General features: G+C 77.0%; 1 pseudogene. It reads right to left on the bottom strand.

Going from position 1 to position 570, the window contains the following annotated elements:
• Positions 1-183: 183 nt before the first annotated feature.
• Positions 184-570, bottom strand: a pseudogene (locus tag AC1DY2_RS20490) (hypothetical protein); the annotation flags it as partial.

Below are 570 nucleotides of genomic sequence, written 5' to 3'. Positions count from 1 at the left end.
GTGCTGCTCGGCGTGACGCTGACGTGGGCGCTCGCGGCGAGCGGCACCGCGGCAAGGGTGAGGGCGGCGCCGGCAGCGAGGCCGACGGCGGAGAGGCGTGCGATACGCATGTGGAGGTCTTTCGTGGTCGTGTCCGGGCGCGCGGATGCGGCATCCGGGAAGTGATTCGGAGTCGTCGGCGGTTCAGGCCGCCACCGCGGCGACCGGGGGACCACGGGACCCGATCGAGGCGAGGAGGGGCAGGCCGAGCAGGCGGCGCACGGCGGCATCGGCGGGTTGCCGGCGCGGCCGCGCGTCGACGGGCACGGGAAGGCTCGTGAGCCGGCGCACCAGCGCGAGCACGGCGCCGGCGACGGCCGCGACGGCGCGGTACGCGCCCACCAGCGCGAGCACCGTGATCGCCGCTGCAACCAGGTGGGCGAGCGGCATCCAGGCGTGGCCGTGGTCGAGTGCGACTCCCGCCGGAATGGCGATGGGCTGGGTCAGCGCGGCATGCCCGGCGTGGCCCGCATGCCCGACCGACCCCACTCCGCCCGCGTGCCCGTCGGCCGCGGCGACGGGCACGGCGGA

Source organism: Agromyces sp. P1_H4 (assembly GCF_056405255.1).
The sequence above is the reverse complement of the archived record's forward strand: the minus strand, read 5'-3'. Positions and strand labels throughout refer to the sequence as shown.